17 protein-coding genes are annotated in these 19,182 nt (G+C 69.8%); 6 read left to right on the plus strand and 11 right to left on the minus strand.

The window, feature by feature from the left end:
* Window position 1: 1 nt before the first annotated feature.
* On the minus strand, window positions 2–1,507 hold the full coding sequence (locus tag B7438_RS03345; RefSeq protein ID WP_085368043.1) for an SDR family oxidoreductase: 1,506 nt from the start codon (window positions 1,505–1,507) through the stop codon (window positions 2–4).
* A 71-nt stretch (window positions 1,508–1,578) separates the two neighbouring features.
* On the opposite strand from B7438_RS03345, the gene B7438_RS03350 reads away from it, so the two are divergent.
* On the plus strand, window positions 1,579–1,920 hold the full coding sequence (locus B7438_RS03350; RefSeq protein WP_085368045.1) for an ATP-dependent DNA ligase: 342 nt from the start codon (window positions 1,579–1,581) through the stop codon (window positions 1,918–1,920).
* A gap of 71 nt (window positions 1,921–1,991) precedes the next feature.
* Here B7438_RS03350 and B7438_RS03355 read toward each other — a convergent pair whose 3' ends face one another.
* Window positions 1,992–2,903, minus strand: coding sequence for a sigma-70 family RNA polymerase sigma factor (locus B7438_RS03355; protein ID WP_085368048.1), 912 nt, complete (start codon window positions 2,901–2,903; stop codon window positions 1,992–1,994).
* 295 nt (window positions 2,904–3,198) lie between these two features.
* On the opposite strand from B7438_RS03355, the gene B7438_RS03360 reads away from it, so the two are divergent.
* On the plus strand, window positions 3,199–4,620 hold the full coding sequence (locus tag B7438_RS03360) for an MFS transporter (RefSeq protein WP_085368049.1): 1,422 nt from the start codon (window positions 3,199–3,201) through the stop codon (window positions 4,618–4,620).
* Here B7438_RS03360 and B7438_RS03365 read toward each other — a convergent pair.
* Genes B7438_RS03365 through B7438_RS03375 form a run of 3 tightly spaced genes read right to left on the minus strand, consistent with a single transcriptional unit; the run spans window position 4,617 to window position 7,195 of the window.
* On the minus strand, window positions 4,617–5,582 hold the full coding sequence (locus B7438_RS03365; RefSeq protein WP_085368051.1) for a DNA topoisomerase IB: 966 nt from the start codon (window positions 5,580–5,582) through the stop codon (window positions 4,617–4,619). The two genes, B7438_RS03360 and B7438_RS03365, sit on opposite strands and share 4 nt — an antisense overlap.
* On the minus strand, window positions 5,579–6,541 hold the full coding sequence (locus tag B7438_RS03370) for a Ku protein (protein WP_085368053.1): 963 nt from the start codon (window positions 6,539–6,541) through the stop codon (window positions 5,579–5,581). Before B7438_RS03370 ends, B7438_RS03365 begins: the two co-directional genes overlap by 4 nt.
* Before the next feature lie 54 nt (window positions 6,542–6,595).
* On the minus strand, window positions 6,596–7,195 hold the full coding sequence (locus tag B7438_RS03375) for a DUF1349 domain-containing protein (RefSeq protein WP_085368055.1): 600 nt from the start codon (window positions 7,193–7,195) through the stop codon (window positions 6,596–6,598).
* Window positions 7,196–7,264: 69 nt separating this feature from the next.
* Here B7438_RS03375 and B7438_RS03380 point away from each other — a divergent pair, with 69 nt between their 5' ends.
* A complete protein-coding gene (locus B7438_RS03380) occupies window positions 7,265–9,727 on the plus strand; it encodes an ATP-dependent DNA ligase (RefSeq protein ID WP_085368057.1) in 2,463 nt (820 codons plus the stop codon).
* Here the strand turns inward: B7438_RS03380 and B7438_RS03385 are convergent.
* Complete coding sequence (locus B7438_RS03385) at window positions 9,714–11,231, minus strand: bifunctional phosphatase PAP2/diacylglycerol kinase family protein (protein ID WP_247597092.1); 1,518 nt, start codon at window positions 11,229–11,231, stop codon at window positions 9,714–9,716. The genes B7438_RS03380 and B7438_RS03385 overlap by 14 nt on opposite strands.
* Before the next feature lie 98 nt (window positions 11,232–11,329).
* On the opposite strand from B7438_RS03385, the gene B7438_RS03390 reads away from it, so the two are divergent.
* Window positions 11,330–11,758, plus strand: coding sequence for a hypothetical protein (locus tag B7438_RS03390; protein WP_085368060.1), 429 nt, complete (start codon window positions 11,330–11,332; stop codon window positions 11,756–11,758).
* Window positions 11,759–11,895: 137 nt separating this feature from the next.
* Window positions 11,896–13,161, plus strand: a complete 1,266-nt coding sequence (locus B7438_RS03395; protein WP_085368062.1) for an MFS transporter — start codon at window positions 11,896–11,898, stop codon at window positions 13,159–13,161.
* Between the two features lie 35 nt (window positions 13,162–13,196).
* Here the strand turns inward: B7438_RS03395 and B7438_RS03400 are convergent, their stop codons facing one another.
* Both B7438_RS03400 and B7438_RS03405 read right to left on the minus strand, forming a co-directional pair.
* A complete protein-coding gene (locus B7438_RS03400; protein WP_085368064.1) occupies window positions 13,197–13,853 on the minus strand; it encodes a putative glycolipid-binding domain-containing protein in 657 nt (218 codons plus the stop codon).
* A 46-nt stretch (window positions 13,854–13,899) separates the two neighbouring features.
* On the minus strand, window positions 13,900–15,075 hold the full coding sequence (locus B7438_RS03405; RefSeq protein ID WP_256921845.1) for a citrate/2-methylcitrate synthase: 1,176 nt from the start codon (window positions 15,073–15,075) through the stop codon (window positions 13,900–13,902).
* A 63-nt stretch (window positions 15,076–15,138) separates the two neighbouring features.
* Here B7438_RS03405 and B7438_RS03410 point away from each other — a divergent pair, with 63 nt between their 5' ends.
* Window positions 15,139–16,422, plus strand: a complete 1,284-nt coding sequence (locus B7438_RS03410; RefSeq protein ID WP_085368066.1) for a citrate synthase — start codon at window positions 15,139–15,141, stop codon at window positions 16,420–16,422.
* A 36-nt stretch (window positions 16,423–16,458) separates the two neighbouring features.
* Here B7438_RS03410 and B7438_RS03415 read toward each other — a convergent pair whose 3' ends face one another.
* Genes B7438_RS03415 through B7438_RS03425 form a run of 3 tightly spaced genes read right to left on the minus strand, consistent with a single transcriptional unit; the run spans window position 16,459 to window position 19,093 of the window.
* Window positions 16,459–17,118, minus strand: coding sequence for a methionine ABC transporter permease (locus B7438_RS03415; RefSeq protein ID WP_085368068.1), 660 nt, complete (start codon window positions 17,116–17,118; stop codon window positions 16,459–16,461).
* Window positions 17,115–18,140, minus strand: a complete 1,026-nt coding sequence (locus B7438_RS03420) for a methionine ABC transporter ATP-binding protein (protein WP_085368069.1) — start codon at window positions 18,138–18,140, stop codon at window positions 17,115–17,117. Before B7438_RS03420 ends, B7438_RS03415 begins: the two co-directional genes overlap by 4 nt.
* A gap of 5 nt (window positions 18,141–18,145) precedes the next feature.
* A complete protein-coding gene (locus B7438_RS03425; RefSeq protein ID WP_085368071.1) occupies window positions 18,146–19,093 on the minus strand; it encodes a MetQ/NlpA family ABC transporter substrate-binding protein in 948 nt (315 codons plus the stop codon).
* Window positions 19,094–19,182 lie beyond the last annotated feature (89 nt).

Consider the following 19,182-nt stretch of genomic DNA (forward strand, 5'->3'; position numbering starts at 1 on the left):
ATCAGCCGGCCGGCTCCCTCGCCGGCGCCGGCGCCGACTCCGACGATGGCTCCTCCGCAGCCTCGGCCACGATCCTGTTCGCCATCCCGTTGAAGATCACGCCGTGGAACGGCAGGATCGCGAACCAGTAGAGCCGCCCGGCCAGCCCCTTCGGGAAGAAGATCGCCCTCTGCCGATAGCGGGAACCCTCCCCCTCCTGTTCCACCAGCATCTCCAGCCAGGCCTTCCCCGGCACCAGCATCTCGGCGCGCAGCCGCAGCTCCCTTCCCCTGTCGATCCGCTCGACCCTCCACCAGTCGAGCGCGTCCCCGGTCTGCAGCCGGTCGGCGTCGCGTCTGCCGCGGCGCAGCCCGACGCCGCCGACCAGCTTGTCCATCCAGCCGCGCAGCGCCCACGCCAGCGGGAACGAGTACCAGCCGCGTTCCCCGCCGATCCCTTCGACGACGCGCCACAGCCGGTCGGCGGATGCGCTGCTGCTGCGCTCCCGCACGTCGGTGTACACGGTGTGGCCCGCCCAGTCCGGGTCGCTCGGCAGCGGGTCGCTCGGCGCGTTGCCGACCGTCGAGTTGCGCCAGCTCGTCTCGACGTCGCCGTCGCGCATCCGGGCGAGCGCCAGGCGCACGGCGGTGCGGTAGCCCGTGAGTCCGCCCTCCGGCGGCGGGATGACCTCGTCGATGTCGTGCTCACGCACCACGCAGTCGTACTGCAGCGACTCGATGATCGGCACGGCGAGGCTGCGCGGGATGGGCGTGACCAGGTTCACCCACTGCGACGCCAGCCACGGCGTGAACACCGGAAGCGACGCGATCGGACGCTGCCGGAGACCGGCCTCCAGCGCGAACCCGTTCATCATCTGCCCGTAGCGCAGGATGTCCGGCCCGCCGATGTCGTACGCCCTGTTGATCTCCGGCGGCAGGTCGGCCGCGGCGATCAGGTAGCGGAGCACATCCCGGATCGCGATGGGCTGGATGCGGTTGCGCACCCACCGGGGAGCCGGCATGTACGGCAGCACCTCGGTGAGGTGCCTGATCATCTCGAATGACGCGGAGCCGGAGCCGATCACCACCCCCGCCTGCAGCACGACCGTCGGCACGCCGGAGTCGAGCAGGATGCGCCCGACGGCCACCCGGGAGCGGAGGTGCCTGGACAGCTCGCCCTCCGGGTGCAGCGCCCCGAGGTAGACGATGCGGCTGACGCCCGCGGCAGCGGCCTCCTCGGCGACGATGCGCGCGGCGTCGGCCTCCTCCTCGTCGAAGTCCCCCGACGCCCGCATCGAGTGGACGAGGTAGTAGACGACATCGACGTCTTTCATGGCTGCTGCGACGGCATCCCGGTCGTGCAGGTCGCCCTCCGCCACCTCCACCTGCTGCAGCCAGGGCACGTCGGTGAGTTTCTGCGGCGAGCGCGCGAGCACGCGCACGGTGAATCCGTCGGCGAGCAGCCGGGGCACCAGCCGGCCGCCGATGTAGCCCGTCGCTCCGGTGACGAGTGCGCGTCTGCCTGTCATGCTGCGACCATACGCTCGTGTCCCGGCGCCGGATGCGCGCGGTGCGTTCGCCCGTCCTGTAACTTCGAGGCATGGGAAAGCTTGTCTACGCTGGAACGACGGAGATCGGTTTCGACGATCGGGTTCTTGCGCATCTGCAGATCGTCGTCGGCCTGAAGCTGCGACGCAAAGAGGGGTTCTTCTTCTCCTGGCGTGACGAGCAGGGCGTCGGAGACGGCCGCAGCGCCATCTGGATCGACCCGTCCGTTCCTCTGCTGTTCCGCTACAGCGGCGGCCGCCCTCCCAAGATCAACAAGGTGTGGCTGGAAGCGCTCACCCTGTCGTCCAACAGTGCCCAGGGTCTGCAGCTGACCGAGGAGATCGGCGCGCTCGGCGCCGACGAAGTCAACGCGGACACTCCTCCCGGCCGCTGAGTCCCGGAGCGACGACGAACGAACCCCGCGCCAGGCGCGGGGTTCGTTCATGTCTGTCGCCCTCAGCCCGCTCAGCGCAGGTACTCGAGGAGTTCGGGGCAGCGGAGGCGCTTGAGGCTGCGGGTCTCCAGCTGGCGCACGCGCTCGCGGGTGATGCCGTAGACCTCGCCGACCTCATCCAGCGTCATCGGCTTCTGGCCGTCGAGCCCGAAGCGCATCCTGACCACCTTCGCGTCGCGCGGGGGCAGGTCTTTGAGGCGCTCTTCGAGGTCGCGGTGGCGGAAGCCGACCTCGACGGCCTCTGCGGGCGTCGGGAAGTCGTCGTCCTCGATGAGGTCGCCGAGTTCCGCTCCCTCGTTCTCGCCGACCGGCACCGCGAGCGACACCGTCTCCGAGTCGCTCATCTGCAGCTTGTGCACCTCGGCGGGCGTGAGGTTGGACGCTTCGGCCATCTCCTCCAGCGTGGGGGTGCGGCCGAGCTCACCGCCCAGGTCGCGCCGGATGCGGTCGAGCTTGTCGATCTTCTCCACCGTGTGCACGGGGATGCGGATGAGCCGGGCGGTGTCCGCGATGCCGCGGAGGATCGATTGGCGGATCCACCAGGTGGCGTACGTCGAGAACTTGTTGCCGGTGCGGTAGTCGAACTTCTCCACCGCGCGCACCAGGCCGAGGTTGCCCTCCTGGATGAGGTCCATCACCGGCAGGCCGCGGCCCGCGTACCGCTTGGCGATGCTGACCACGAGGCGGAGGTTCGCCTCGATGAAACGCTCGAACGCGCGCTTGCCGTCGTCGGCGAGCCACTGCAGCTCGCGGCGCTCCACCGGGGTGAGGCCGGGCCGCTTGGCGAGGCGCTCTCCGGCGAGCACGCCGATCTCGATGCGCTTGGCCAGCGACACCTCTTCTTCGGCGGTCAGGAGGCGCGTGCGCCCGATCGAGTTCAGGTAGTCGCGCACCGGATCGTTGGTCACTTCGAGGACTGTCATGTCTCGTCTTCCCATCACTCGTGTTCATTTTTTCGCTCTGCATCACTGCGGTGCGAGTCCCGCGGTCGGGCGGGGAATCTTCTGACAGGTAAGCAAATCGGCTTGACCCCCAACAAGGGGTTGACAAGGGTGGTAGCCAGACGCTAGGCGTGTCGGAAAGCGCTTCCAATGCATCCATTTGTCAAGCCCCTGCTGGGATCGGGATGCACGTCGTATCGTGCGCGACGTGAGCGCGCATACATCGAATACCCAGGAACCGTCGCTGAAGACGATCGAAACGACCATCCCGGCGAGGATGGACAGACTTCCCTGGTCGAAGTTCCACTGGCTCGTGGTGATCGGTCTCGGCACCGTGTGGATCCTCGACGGGCTGGAGGTGACCATCGTCGGCGCGATCGGCTCCCGCCTGACCGAGCCGTCCAGCGGTCTCGGGCTGTCCACCGCCGACATCGGTCTCGCCGCCGCCATCTACGTCGCCGGCGCCTGCGTCGGCTCGCTCGTGTTCGGCTATCTGACCGACCGCTTCGGCAGGAAGAAGCTGTTCATCGTCACGCTCGGCCTCTACCTGGTCGCAACGGTGCTCACCGCGTTCTCCTTCGCGCCGTGGATGTTCTTCCTGTTCCGCTTCTTCACCGGCGCGGGCATCGGCGGCGAGTACGCGGCCATCAACTCGGCGATCGACGAGCTCATCCCCGCCCGGCGCCGCGGCCTGGTGGACCTCGCGATCAACGGCTCGTACTGGCTCGGCACGGCGTTCGGCGCCGTGCTCACCGTCTTCCTGCTGAACACCGACATCTTCGCCGCCGACATCGGCTGGCGCATCGCGTTCGGCCTGGGCGCGGTGCTCGGTCTGGTGATCCTGCTGGTCCGCCGCAACGTGCCGGAGTCGCCGCGCTGGATGTTCATCCACGGTCGCGACGAGGCGGCGGAGAAGTTGGTCGGCGAGATCGAGCACGACGTGGAGGAGGACACGGGGAAGCACCTCGACGCCGTGCCCACGGACAAGGCCATCCGGATCAAGCAGCGCAGGTCCACCGGGTTCGGCGAGATCGTGCGCGTTGCGATCACCCGCTACCCGAAGCGGTTCGTGCTCGGGCTCTCGTTGTTCATCGGCCAGGCGTTCCTCTACAACGCCGTGTTCTTCACGTACTCGCTCGTGCTGACGAAGCTGCTCGGGGTGCCGGACGACGTGGCCCCGTGGGCGCTCGTTCCCATCGCGATCGGCAACTTCCTCGGCCCGGCCCTTCTCGGGCACCTCTTCGACTCGGTCGGCCGCCGCTTCATGATCACCCTCTCCTACGTCGGAAGCGGCGTGCTGCTGGTGGGCACCGCTCTGATGTTCGACGCGGGCATCCTCGACGCGTTCTGGCTGACGGTGTGCTGGATGGTGGTGTTCTTCTTCGCCTCCGCCGGCGCGAGCAGCGCATACCTGACCGTCAGCGAGGTCTTCCCGATGGAGACCAGGGCGATGGCGATCGCGTTCTTCTACGCGGTCGGCACCGGCCTCGGCGGCATCATCGGGCCGATCCTGTTCGGCCACCTGATCGAGGACGGCATGCACGCGGTGGCCATCGGGTACTACATCGGCGCGGGGCTGATGATCGCGGCGGGACTGGTCGAGCTGTTCCTGGGCGTGGATGCGGAGGGCAAGTCGCTTGAGGACATCGCGGCGCCGCTGTCGTCGGAGGGTGCGGCGGAGGACGCTCCGAAGCGCTAGGCGAGCAGTTCCAGCAGCGCGGGCTCCGGTGCGCGGCCGTTGGACAGGTCGATCACCTCGCCCTGCCGGTAGCGGTCGAAGATGCGCGGGTCGATGTAGCTGTTGCGCGCGATCGCCGGGGTGTTCCCGAGCGCATCCGCTGCCGCGGCGACCGCGGCGGTGATGCGCTTCGTCCGCTCCCGCTCCGTGCCGCCCGTTCCGAGTCCGGCGAGCGTCGCCGCCGCCGTGATCGTGCCGTGCAGCGTGCGGAAGTCCTTCGCGGTGAACTCGCCGCGCGTCTGCCGCCGGATGTACTCGTTGAGCGATGCGGGACGGATCGTGTGCCAGGTGCCGTCCTTCCAGGACAGCAGCCGCGAGCGCTGGCCGCGCGCGGCGACGATCTCGGAGAGCAGGGCCGCCACATCCGGATCGGTGATCGTGCTCGTCCACTTCTGCGCGCTCTTCGCCGGGAACGTCAGCGTGACGTCGCCCCCGTCGATGGCGACGTGGCGGCAGAGCAGCGTGGTGAGTCCCCTGCTGCCGTTGGCGTGCAGGTACTCCTCGCTGCCGATCCTGAGCGAGCCGAGGTCGATGATCCTGAGCGCCGCCGCCAGGATCCGGTCCCTGCCGAAGCCTTCCTGCCGCAGGTCCATCGTGACGCGGCGGCGCGCGGCGGGCAGCGTCTCGGCCAGCTGGGCCGCCCGCTCGAACTTGACCCTGTCCTGATGCAGACGCCAGGACTCGTGGTAGAGGTACTGCTTCCGCCCGGCCTGGTCGTAGCCGACGGCCTGGATGTGCCCCCGCGCGTCCGGCGAGATCCACACGTCCTGCCAGGCGGGCGGGATCACCAGCGACCGGATGCGCTCCAGCTCGCGCTCGTCGACGATCGTGTTGCCGGCCTCGTCCTGGTACGTCGGCGCCTTCTTCGTGCTGATCCTGCGGTAGCCGGGCCCGGACGGGTCGCTGCGGCGGAGGCGCGTCACGCGGGCTTCTTGGCGGCGGTCTTCGCCGTCTTGCCCGCGGTCGCCGAGCCGGAGGACTTCGCTGCGGACTTCGCGGTGGCCGATTTCGCGGACTTCGCGGCGGCGGACTTCTTCGCCGTCGACGTCTTCGCCGCGGACTTCTCCCCGCCGGAGCCCTTCGCGCCACCCGAACCTCTGCTGCGCTCGACGCTGCGCTGCAGCGCCTCCATGAGGTCGATCACCTCACCGCCGCCCGAGCTCTTCTCCTCCTGCTCGCCGAACGTCTCCGCCGTGTCGATGGTGTCGCCCTGTTCGAGCTTCGCCTCGATCAGCTTCCGCAGCTCATCCTGATATTCGTCGCTGAACTTCTCCGGCTCGAAGTCGCCGGCGAAGCTCTCCATGAGCGCGGCGGACAGGTCGAGTTCCCGCTGGGTGATGCGCGGACTGTCCTCCAGCGACGGGAAGCTCGCCTCGCGGACCTCGTCGTTCCACAGGAGCGTCTGCAGCACGAGCACATCCCCGCGCACCCGCAGAGCGCCGAGCCTGGTCTTCTGCCGCAGCGCGAAGTTGACGATGGCGGTGCGCTCCGAGTCTTCGAGGGTGCGCCGCAGCAGCGCGTACGCCTTCAGCGACTTGGAGTCCGGTTCCAGGTAGTAGCTGCGGTCGAACATCAGCGGGTCGAGCTGATCGTTCGGCACGAACTCGACCACGTCGATCTCCCTGCTGCGCTCAGCGGGCAGCGACGCCAGGTCGTCCGGGGTGAGCACGACGGTGCGCTCCCCGTCGTCGTACGCTTTCGCGATGTGCTCGTACGGGATCGTCTTGCCGTCGATCTCGCACACCCGCTTGTACCGGATGCGCCCGCCGTCCGCGTCGTGCACCTGGTGCAGCGCGACATCGTGATCCTCGGTCGCGCTGTATACCTTCACCGGCACGTTGACCAGCCCGAAAGTGATCGCACCCGTCCATATGGCCCTCATGCCCCCATCGTGACCGTGGACGGCGCGATTTTCAACCAGTGATCGAGGTTTGGCCTATGAACCGTCCCTGAGGTTGCCCGGCACCGTGTTCGCGTACCGGATGGTGTCGAACCGCGCGACGCAGGTGTCGCCGAGCGGAGCCTGCGCCATGAACCCGACGTTCACGTCGCCGTCCCAGTCCAGCCGGAAGACGCGGACGAAATCCCAGGTGACCCCGTCGGCCGACGAGTGGAACGCCCATCCCGCGCCCGTCTTGACCACCCGCAGGTAGACGTGGTCGGCGGTGACGACGGTGGAATTGCAGTCGTCGGAGAACCCGTTGGTGACGACGGAGACGACCATCGCCTCCCCCTGCGGTGAATACTCGAAGCAGAGCTTCGCCCAGTGATCCTTGTCGCCCCAGATGGCGAGCACACCCGCATCGAACGTGCTGCGCGGGTGCTGCACGCTCACCCGGGCCGACAGCGTGAAGTCCTCCGTCGGCACGAACCCGAGCGACGTCGCGGCGTGCTGCTGCGGCCCGCCGAGCGCACTGTTCGTCCAGTCGGTGCCCGCGGCGGCGGTCAGCGTCAGCTGGCCGGGACCCGCCTGCTCGGCGGTGCCGGTGCCGTTGCTCCAGGTGAGAGGGGGAAGTGATTCGACGACGAAAGACATGTGTTCAAGGCTAGGGGTTCGCACCCCCACCAGGTGACGCGCCCCGCGTCCCGGCGTACGATCTGTCGCATGGCCGCCACTGACACCGAGTCCGTCGAGATCGATGGGCATCGGCTGAAGCTGACCAATCTGGACAAGGTGCTGTACCCGGAGACCGGTACCACCAAGGCCGATGTGATCGGGTATTACAACGCCATCGCCGAGGTCATGCTGCCGCACATCCGGGATCGGGTGGTCACCCGCAAGCGGTGGGTGCACGGGGTGGGGACGCCGGATGAACCCGGCGAGGTGTTCTTCCAGAAGAACCTGGATGCGTCGTCGACGCCGTCGTGGGTCAAACGGAGGACGATCACGCACAAGAGCCACTCCAACGACTATCCGCTGGTCAACGACAGAGCGACGCTGATCTGGCTGGCGCAGATCGCATCGCTGGAGATCCACGTGCCGCAGTGGCGGGTGTCCAGGAACGGCACGCCGAAGAATCCGGACAGGCTGGTGCTCGACCTGGATCCCGGCGAGGGGGTCACGCTCGCCGACTGTGCCGAGATCGCCGTGCTCGCCCGCGGCATCCTCACCGACATGGGGCTCGACCCGATGCCGGTGACCAGCGGGTCCAAAGGCATCCACCTGTATGCGGCGCTCGACGGCAGCCAGACCAGCGAGCAGGTCTCCGCCGTCGCCCACGAACTCGCCCGGGTGCTCGAAGCCGACCATCCCGACCTCGTCGTGAGCGACATGAAGAAGGCGCTGCGGGTCGGCAAGGTGCTCGTGGACTGGAGCCAGAACAACGCGGCCAAGACCACGATCGCGCCGTATTCGCTGCGCGGGCGGTTCCGCCCGACCGTCGCGGCGCCCCGCACCTGGCGGGAGCTCGCGCGGAAGGACCTCGCCCAGCTCGACTTCACGGAGGCGCTCGCCCGCGTGAAGCGGAGGGGCGACCCGCTCGCCGACCTGTCCGCCGGGCACCTCGACGAGGAGGTGCACGGCGCGGCGGAGGACAGGCTGACGACCTACCGCAGCAAGCGCGACGCCGCCAAGACGCCGGAACCTGTTCCGGAGAAGCTGCAGCACTCGACCAGCGGGCGCACGTTCGTGATCCAGGAGCACCACGCCCGTCGCCTGCACTGGGACTTCCGCCTGGAGCACGACGGCGTGCTGGTCAGCTGGGCGCTTCCCAAGGGCCCGCCGACCGATCCCGGACAGAACCATCTCGCCGTGCACGTGGAGGACCACCCGCTCGAATACGGTGCGTTCGAGGGCGATATCCCGCACGGCGAGTACGGCGCAGGGCATGTGACGATCTGGGATGCGGGCGACTACGACCTCGAGAAGTGGCGCGACGACGAGGTGATCGTGACCCTGCACGGCACGAAGGGCGGCGGGCTCGGCGGCGACAGGAAGTTCGCACTCATCCACACCGGCGGGGCGGGCAAGGCGGAGCAGAACTGGCTCATCCACCTGATGAAAGACGATGCGGCGAAAGGCCAGGGCACCAAGCCCGCGAAGGCCGCCAAGGCCGACGCGCCCACCCGCACCACACCTAACCGCACCACACCCGCCAGGCTCTCCGCCAAGCCCATCTCCCCCATGCTCGCCACTCTCGGCTCCGAGAAGGACGTGCACGACGAGTCCGAGTGGGCGTTCGAGATGAAGTGGGACGGCATCCGCGCCATCGCGGAGGTGCGCGGCGATGCGCTCCGGCTGAGCACCCGCAACGGCAACGACGTCACCGTCGCATATCCGGAGCTGCGCACGCTCACCGAGGTCGCCGACGGGCACGAGCTGGTGCTCGACGGCGAGATCGTCGCCCTCGACAAGACCGGCCGCCCCGACTTCGGCCTGCTGCAGACCAGGATGGGCCTCACCAGGCCGTCCGACGTGGATGCGGCTGTCAGCAGGGCGCCCGTGCATTACATGGTCTTCGACCTCCTCGAACTCGACGGCGAGAACTGCCGCGGCAAGACGTACGACGAGCGTCGCGCTGCCCTCGAAGACGTCCTCCGCCCGCCGAAGGGCGACCCCGTGCAGGTGCCGCCCGCGTTCGACGGCGACCTCCGGCACGCCGTGGATGCGAGCAGGGAGCTCGACCTCGAAGGCGTCATGGCCAAGCAGCGCGACGCAACATACGCCACCGGCCGCCGCTCCCGCACCTGGATCAAGATCAAGCACCACCGCACGGAGGAGGTCGTGATCGCCGGGTGGAAGCCGGGCAACGGCCGGAGGGCGAACACCGTCGGGTCGCTGCTGCTCGGCATCCCGGACGGCGACGGGTTGCGCTACGTCGGCAAGGTCGGCACCGGGTTCACCGACGCGATGCTGGACGACCTCGCGAAACGCCTGGCAGCGCATCCACGGAAGACCAGCCCGCTCACCGATGTGCCGTCCGCCGACGCCCGGGATGCGCACTGGGTGCGGCCCGAACTCGTCGGCGAGGTGGAGTTCGCCGAGTGGACGCCGACGGCCAGGCTGCGTCAGCCGTCGTGGCGCGGGCTGCGGCCGGACAAGTCCGTCGAAGACATCAACGTGGAGTGACCGGCGAGTAGACGCGGAGGCCGCCGGGCACGAGGGTGACGTTCAGGCGCTTCGCGCCGTCGTCGTCCGTGCCGCCTGGCGTCTCCGTCGACGCCTCGCCGTCGTGCGCATATCCGGGGTCGTCGTCGCGGGAGCGGATGGTCAGGCCGGTGCTGGTGAACGCGTCCAGGACCGGCGGGCCCTGCAGGAACGGCAGGCGCGCGACCAGTGCGTCCACCCGGCCGCCGAGGGCCAGCGCGACCGTCCCGCGCGTGCGCGGCTTACCGCCGGCGAACAGTACGCGCACGTCGAGCACGCCGTCGTCGAGGCGCCTGCGCTCGATCGGGGCGGCGGTGACCGGGTAGTAGCGGCCGACGCCGACGAAGACGGACCAGATCGTGCGGCGTCCGCCCTCGATCTCCACGCGCAGCGGACTGGTGCGGCGGACGACCCGGATGGCGGCGACCAGCGCAGCCAGCGGCTTGCCGATGCGCTTCTCGTACTTCTCCCTCTCCTCCACGAACGACGGGTAGATGCCGACGGACAGCGTGTTGAGCACGACGACGGGGTCGCCGGTAGCGAAGCGGAGCTCGGCGATGTCGACCGCCCTGCCGGTTCCGGTCTGCAGGGCGTCGATGGCCGTGTCGACACTGTCGAGCATCGCGGCCTTCGCGAAGTGGTTGAACGTGCCGCCGGGGAACACGAGCAGCGGGAGGTCGTGCTTCCGGGCGATCGTCGCCAGTGCGCCGACGGAACCGTCCCCACCGTAGATGCCGATGACGCGCGGCGGGTTCGGGGACGCGAGAGCCGCATCCACCAGCTCGGCGAAATCGTCGCCGTCGGACAGCTCGTGCACCGTCGCCTTCGGGAGGCGCTCGGCGAGCAGCGGCCGGGGGTCCGGGCGGCCGAGCCCGCGGCCGGAGCCGGGGTTGACCAGGATGAACGCTCCGTCCCCGTCGGCGAGCGCTGGAAGGTCGATGGTCGTGGCCGTCGGCGGTTCCGCGTTGAGCAGCGCGGAGGGCTTCGGCGCAGGGACGACCGCCTTGAGCGCGAGGGCGACGCCCGCGCCGATCGCCGCGCCGCCGACCACGTCGGAGAACCAGTGCGCCCCGGTGTGCAGCCGCGAGTATGCGACGCCGGCGGCCACCGGGGCGAGGGCCGCACCGGCCACCGGGGATTCGAGGGCAGCGCCGGTGGCGAAGGCGACCGCGCTGGCGGTGTGCCCGGACGGGAACGACGGCGACGTCGGCGTGCGCTGCAGCCGCCTGCTGATCGGGATGGACGTGAGCGCCGGCCGCTCCCCGCCGACCAGCCGTTTGCCGATCAGGTTGGCGACCAGGCTGGCGATGCCGAGCGACGCCAGGCCGCGCACAGCGGCACGCGGGCGGCCGAGCAGTGCGAGGACCGCAGCGGCCACGAACCAGAGCTTGCCGTGGTTCGCCGCCGAGGAAACGCGACGCCAGAAGGTGTCGACCCCCCTGCCGGTCTTCCGCGCGTTCACCCGCTGCGCCACTCGTTCGTCCACGCGTCGCACTCGCACTCGCCACATGTCCCCCACCATAGCCTCGCCGCGAACCGTGCCGTTTTTCTGGCTGGGGGTCCCTCGGCGCTAGGATCGTGGACGTGAGCACACACGTTGAAGAACCACGCACCGCAGACCTCGACGACGAGCACGGCAGCCTCGTCCGCAGCCTGAGCGCTGTGCTGCCCGGCCCGGTCGGCAAGCTCATCGCGACGCTGGTCGCACTGGTGTCGGCGGTCTTCTTCGTGATCAGCCTGGTCTTCACCTGGAGCGGCGACCCTGACGCGTTCCTCCCGCTCTTCCAGGTGTTCGTGGCCGGCACGGTCGTCTCGCTCAACGCGCTGTTCGCGTACAGGACCTTCAGCTACGTCATCACCCTCATCGGCGCTGTGCTCTGGCTCTGGGTGTCCGTCACCCCGTTCGAGCCGTTCTGGCAGACCCTCCTGCAGGGTGTGACCGTGATGATCATGGCCGCCGGCGTCGTCTTCTCCACCGCTGCCGTTGCGCTGAGCAAGAAGCCGCGGTTCTGAGCGGCGAGCCTTCAGGCCCCCGCACCGGCCGCTCCGAAGCGGACCACCCAGCTCCCCGCACGTCCGAACCCGGACGGCCGACCGAGCTTGACGGCACGACGCTCGCGCGCCGCCGTCACTTCGTCGACCTCTCGCCGCTGAAAGAGTCCCCCGCCTTCGCCCGGCTCTGGGTGGGCGGCTCGATCGCCGGCATCGGCGGCCAGATGACCATCGTCGCCGTCGGCCTGCACATCTACGACCTCACCCAGTCGACGCTCGCCGTCTCGCTGGTCGCGCTGTTCGCCCTGCTGCCGATGGTCGTGTTCGGACTCTACGGCGGCGTGCTCGCCGACGCGTTCGACCGCCGCCTCGTCGCACTGGTCACCGCCATCGTCGCCTGGGTGTCGACGGCCGGCATCGCCGCGTTCGCCTGGCTGGACATCCAGGTGGTGTGGCCGCTGTACGTCCTCACCACCATCAACGCGGTCGCCACGGTGGTCATCGGCGGCACCAGGCAGGCCATCACTCCGCGCCTCCTCCCCGCCAGGCTGCTCCCCGCGGCGAGCGCCCTCGGCGGCATCGGCTTCGGCGTGCAGGTCACGATCGGCCCGGCCCTCGCCGGGCTCCTCGTCGCGAGCGTCGGCATCAGCTGGACGTACACGGTCGACGTGGTTCTCTTCACGGCGGCGTTCCTCGGCATCTTCACCCTGCCGAAGATCGTCCCGGAGGGCGAGCAGCAGCGCGCGGGCATCGCGGGCGTGCTCGACGGCCTGCGCTTCCTGAAGACGGCGCCGAACCTGTCGATGACGTTCGTGCTCGACCTGATCGCGATGACCTTCGGCCAGCCGCGCGCCCTCTTCCCCGCCGTCGGCGCCCTGCTGATCGGCGGTGGCCCTGTCACGGTCGGCATCCTGACCGCGGCGGGCGCCGTCGGCACCCTCCTCTCGAGCGTGTTCTCCGGACGGCTCGGACATGTGCGCTGGCAGGGCAGGGCGGTCGCGCGCGCGATCATCGTCTACGGAGCGTGCATCCTGGGCTTCGGGATCGTGCTGGCGGTGATCGCGTTCGCCGGGCTCGGCGGCAGCGGCCAGAACTTCGCCGACGCGAACCTCCCGGCGCTGATCCTCGCCGCCCTGCTGCTCGCCGGGTCGGGCGCGGCCGACAACATCAGCTCGATCTTCCGCATGACCATCCTGCAGGCGTCGGCACCGGATGCGATGCGCGGCAGGCTGCAGGGCGTGTTCACGGTGGTCGTCACCGGCGGCCCACGCCTCGGCGACCTGTACATCGGACTGCTCGCGCTCACCGGCGCGCTGTGGTTCCCTCCCCTGCTCGGCGGGCTGGTGATCATGGTGCTGGTAGCGACGGTGGTGCGGGTGCAGGGCGCGTTCCGGCGGTACGACGCGCTGGCGCCGACGCCGTAGGGGGTGGGCTGCGCGGTGGCTCGCCCTGTGCGGCGCTACGCGCGGGTCCGAGTCCGAATGCGCCGGGCGAGTTGCGGGTAGTCGATCACGATGCCGTCCGGGTCGACCGTGAGGTCGGCAGTGAAGTCGCGGCTTTCACTGCTGTAGCGGACGACGGCATGGCCGGCCTCCTCGTCGTACGGGGTAGCGCTGTACAGCTGCTCGCTGCGGCTCACCGCGAGCGACGGCAGCGCCACCCACGCCATCACGAACCTGGTCTCTGCGACCGCGCCCCGGTGCGCGCCGAGCCGCAGGATCGGCATGGTGTTCGTCACCGGGCAGAGCGCGAGGTCGCAGTCCAGCGCTCCGTCGAATGCGCCGTCCGCCGCCTCTCGGGCGTCGATGCCGGGATCGGCCAGCTCCTCGTCGTGGTAGACGCCGATGCCCTCCTGGGTCGCCTCGCTGGTCCAGCGGCCGTGCGCATCCCGGGCGAGCGCCAGACGGCGGGTGAAGCCGCGGCCGAACACGGCGACGTCGAGCCTGCTGGTGACCCAGTCCGGCCCGGTCTCCAGCGACCAGCTCGTGACGTAGTCGGTGCTGCGGGACGTGCCCAGCGCATCCAGCCGGTCGGCCGCGAGCGTGATCGTGGCCGCCTCCAACCGCTCGGGGTCGTCGTCGCCGACCCACTCGACCTGCCTGACCGCTCCGCGCATCCCGACCACCGCCTCGGTACCAGGATGGTCCTTCCTGGGTCCGCGCTCAAGCCGCGGATTGCGCTGGCAGCGGCGCGGGCGCCGGCGGCCCGACGTACCGGGACGACGGCCGCACGATCTTGCCCTCGGCCGCCTGCTCCAGGATGTGCGCCGTCCAGCCGACCACGCGGGCCGACGCGAACGTGGGCGTGAACATGCTGCGCGGGATGCCGCACGCCTCCATCACCACGGCCGCGTAGAACTCGACGTTGGTGTGCAGCTCCCTGCCCGGCTTCAGCTCGTCCAGCAGCTCCTGCACCCTGCGCTCCACCTGCACGGCGAACGCCACCCTCTGCCCGCCGAATCCCTCGGCGATGCCGCGCAGCATCCGGGAACGTGGATCCTCCGTGCGGTAGACGGCGTGCCCGAACCCCATGATGCGCCCACCGGACTCGACGGTGCTGGTCACCCAGTCGTCGATGCGGTCGGGGGTGGCGATCTCGTCGAGGGTGTCGAGCGCCCTGCTCGGCGCGCCGCCGTGGAGGGGTCCGGACAGCGAGCCCATCGCGCCCGTCACGGCGGCAGCGAGGTCGGCGCCCGTGGAGGCGATGACGCGCGCGGTGAACGTCGATGCGTTGAAGCCGTGGTCGATCGCCGCGGTCATGTACGCGCTCACCGCGTGCTCGCTCCGCGCATCCGGGACCCGTCCGGTGACGAGGTAGAGGTAGTTGGCGACGTGCCCCAGATCGTCGCGGCTGGGCAGCGGGGTGCGGCCGGACGCGAGCGCGTGCAGGGCGGCGAGCAGCACGGGCGTGATGGCGCTGACGCGGATCGCGTCGGCGATGCGGGCGTCGGCGTCTTCGTCGTACAGGGGCCGGATGCGGTCGGTAGCTGCGACGGCGGCGAGCGCCATGCGGACGCCGGCGAGGGCGTCCGGGGTCCCGGTGGTGAGTCGCGCGATGGCGGGGAGCAGTTCCGCGACCTCGTCCGGGATGGCGCGGGCGGCGGCGATGCGGGCGCGGAAGGCGGTGAGCTCGGCGGCATCCGGGAGCGTGCCGAACAGCAGCAGATGCCAGGCCTCCTCGAAGCTGCGCTCGGCGGCCAGCTCGACCGCGGAGTACTGGCGGTAGTGGTAGAAGCCTTCGTGCCCGCGCACATCGCCGAGGGCGGTCTCCGCGGCGACCACGTTCGTGAGGCCGCGGGGAACGTCGATGAGGGTGTCGTCCATCCGTGCGTTCTGCATAGTATGAGCATGCGCATGGATTCTGGGTGCGTCAATGTTGATTGGATCAATGTGGGGAGGGCTATGCAGGAGGAGTCTGACGGCGTGCGTGAGGGCGGTGGGGCACTCGGCGACGACGGCACGCTCGGCCCTGCGCTCCCCCGGCTCACGGCGGAGCAGACCGCCGAGCGGCTCGGCGTGAAGCTCGAGACCCTGTACGCGTACGTGGCGCGCGGCCGGCTCGACCGCATCCGGACCCCGGACGGGTCGACCTTCGACGCGCTCGACGTCGAACGGTTCGCGGCCGACAGGAGGCGGCGGCCGGTGGCCGGTCCGCACGGGCACTCGGACGGGCGCCCTCTCATGGTGGTGGACACCTCGTTCGCGCTGATCGAGGACGGCGAACTGTTCTACCGCGGCAGGAACGTCGGCACGCTCGTCGGCGAACGGTTCGAGACCGTCGCGCACTGGGCGCTGACCGGAGAGTGGGATGCGGGCGCGCGGTTCCCCGCCGCCGCCGGACTGACCTCCGCCCGCCGGGTGGGCGATGCCCTGCCAGACTCGGCGACCACGCGCGACCGGCAACAGGTGGCGGTGACCGCGCTGGCCGCCGCCGACCCGCTGCGATACTCCCTCGACCGCGCCACGGTGGTCGGGGCGGCAGAGGGACTGGTGGCCGGGATGGTGGATGCGCTGCCCGCCCGCGGCGCGCTGGACCCCGCCGCCGCATCCCTGGCCGCGCGCCTCTGGGCCGCCATGACCGACGTACCGCCGACGTCGCTCGCCGCACTGAACGCCGCGCTCGTGCTCCTCCTCGACCACGATCTCGCCGTCTCCACCCTCGCCGCCCGGGCCGCGGCGTCGGCGCGCGCCAACCCGTATGCGGTCGTCACCGCCGGGCTCGGCGCCCTCGACTCGCCCCTGCACGGCAACGCCAGCCGCGCCGCCCACCGGATGCTCGCCCGCGTCGTCGCCGGAGAACCGGCCGAGCGCGTTGTCGCCGACACGGTGGTCGCCGGGCGCGGTCCCGTCCCCGGGTTCGGCCACGTCCTCTACCCGCAGGGCGACCCGCGGGCGCGCATCCTGCTCGGGATGCTCGGGGACACCTCCGCAGCCGCAAATGCCACCGCAGCCGCAGATGCCTCCGCAGCAGTCGACGACGTCGCCGCCATCGTCCACCGCCGCACCGGGCTGCGCCCCAACATCGACCTGGCCATCGCCGCGCTGGCCATCGCATCCGGGATGGCCGACGACGCGGGCGAGGTCGTCTTCGCGACCGCCCGCGCCATAGGCTGGGTCGTGCACGCCCTGGACGAGTACGAGCAGCCGCCGCTACGCCTGCGCCCCGTCGGCCGCTACGTCGGCTGACCGCGCCTCAGCGCCGTACCCCCAGCGGCGCAGCACTCAGCGCCGCAGCGCCTTCCGCGCCAGCCAGTTCCCGAGGAACTGCGCCGCCTGCACCAGCACCACGATCGTGATCACCGCGATCCACGTCACCGCCCAGTTGTACCGCTGGTATCCGTACGAGATCGCGAAGTCTCCGAGTCCGCCGCCGCCGATGCTGCCCGCGATGGCCGACAGGTCCACGATCGCCACGAACACGAACGTGTATCCCAGGATGAGCGGGCCGAGCGCTTCGGGGATCAGCAGCGTCGTGATGATCCGCCACGGGCTCGAACCCATCGCGCGTGCCGCCTCGATCACGCCGGGGTCGATCGTCACCAGGTTCTGCTCGACGATGCGGGAGATGCCGAACGTCGCCGCGATCGTCATCGGGAAGATGGCCGCCGGGGTGCCGAGGAACGTCCCGAGCACCAGCTGCGTCAGCGGCGCGACCGCCGTCATGAAGATGATGAACGGGATGGGCCGGATGAAGTTGACCACCACGTTCAGCACCGCGGAGAGCACCCGGTTCTCCAGCAGCCCGCCGCGCCTGGTCGTGTAGAGCAGCACGCCGAGCGCGAGGCCCAGGATGCCGCCGAGGACGAGCGTCGCCACGACCATCCAGAGCGTCTGCCCGATGGACTGGACGAAGACCGGCCACAGGGTGTCCCAGTCGTTCATGCCGCCACCTCCTCCACCTCGGTGACCTGGCGGAGGTCGGCGATCAGCGCATCCACCCCGGCGTCGTCGCCGATCAGTTCCAGGGTGAGGCTGCCGAACGAGCGGCCCTGCAGCGCGGAGATGCCGCCGTAGACGATCTCGAACCGCACGTTGTGCCTGCCGACCGCATCCGACAGCACGGCGCCCAGCCGCCCGTCGTCGTGGATGCGCGCGGAGACGATGCGTCCGGCGTGCTTGCCGCGCAGACGCTCGACCTCCGTCTCATCCGGCCGGTTCTTGAGGACCGTCCCGACGAAGCGCTGCGCCGTGCCAGTCTGCGGGGCCGAGAACACCTCGAACACGCTGCCGGTCTCGATCACCCGGCCGGAGTCGAGCACGGCGACGCGGTCGGCGATCGAGCGGACCACCTCCATCTCGTGCGTGATGACCACGATGGTGACACCCAACTCGTCGTTGACGCGCTTGAGCAGCCGCAGCACGTCGGCCGTCGTCTCCGGGTCGAGCGCCGACGTGGACTCGTCGGCGAGCAGGATCGCCGGGTTGGTCGCGAGCGCGCGGGCGATGCCGACGCGCTGCTTCTGGCCGCCGGAGAGTTGGTCGGGGTAGACCCACGCCTTGTCGGTGAGTCCGACGAAGGCCAGCAACTCCGCGACCCGCTCTTTGCGCTTGTCCTTCGGCCAGCCGGCCACCTTGAGCGGGTACGCGACATTGCCGAACACCGTGCGCGACCGGAACAGGTTGAACTGCTGGAAGATCATCCCGATCCCGGCCCGGACAGCACGCAGCTTCGGTTCGGGAAGCTGCGTGATGTCCTGGCCGTCGATCAGGATGCTGCCGGACGTCGCCCGCTCGAGCGCGTTGATGAGGCGCACCAGCGTGCTCTTGCCCGCCCCCGAGTATCCGATGATGCCGAAGATCTCACCGCGCTCGATCGCGAGGCTGACACCGTCGACCGCCGTGATGGTCGTGTCGCCGGAGCGGAACGCCTTCGAGACGTCGCGGAACTCGATGATGGGGCTCATCCGCGCTACTTCGCCGCCTTGATGGTGGTCTCGAGCTTGTCGAGGATCGAGAGGAGGTCGGACTGCGGACGGTCGACAATCACCGCGGTGTTCTTCGACTCGGCCAGCACCGCGTCGGTGACCGCCGTGGTGTGGTAGAGCTCGGCGATCTTCAGGTACGTCTTGTTGTTCTTGTCGGCCTCGCGGGCGACGAACGCGTTGATGTACGGCTCGGCGGCGTCGCTCTTGGGGTCGTCCTGGAACAGCGCGGTCGTGGGGTCGATGCCCGCGGTGAGCGCGAAGTTGTTGTTGACGATCGCGCCGTCGGCGGAGTCGAGCGCGGGGGCGGTCTGCGCCGCATCCACGGGGATGACGGAGACCTTCGAGTCGGACGCGACGATGTCGGCGGGGGTCGCCAGGGTGCTGCCGCCGTCCTTCAGCTTCAGCAGCCCGGCCTCCTGCAGCACGAGAAGCGCGCGGGCTTGGTTGGTCGCGTCGTTCGGAATGGCGATCTTCGCGCCCTGCGGGATCTCGTCCAACTTCGTGTACTTCTTCGAGTACAGCGGAAGCGGCACGACGAGGGTCGAGGCGACCGGCACCAGGTGCTGGTTGGCGTTCACGTTGTAGTTCGCGAGGAACTGCAGGTGCTGGAACAGGTTCAGGTCGATCTGCTTGTCCGCGAGCGCCGGGTTGGCCTGCGTGTAGTCGCGGAAGCCGACGACCGTGATGTCGATGCCCTCCTTCGCCGCCGCCTTCTTCAGGATCGGCCAGTAGGGCGCCGCCTGCTCGGTGGTGCCGATCTTCACGCTCACCCGCTTCTCCGCGCCGCTCGATGCCGGAGCCGACAGGTTCACGACGACGAGCACCACGGCCACGACGATCGCGACAACAGCGATCCCGATGCCGACGATCCAGCCGGTCTTCGACTTCGGCTTCTCCGGCAGGGATGGGGTGGGCGGGGTGGCCTCGGACATGGCTGTGCCTCTCTTGTGAAGGGGTGGGGGTGTGCCGGCGAACGGTTGGCGGCTATTCGAGCCTGCCTGCTGTGCGCCGGATGCCCAAA

It is taken from the genome of Leifsonia sp. NCR5, assembly GCF_002105485.1.
GTDB lineage: Bacteria > Actinomycetota > Actinomycetes > Actinomycetales > Microbacteriaceae > Leifsonia.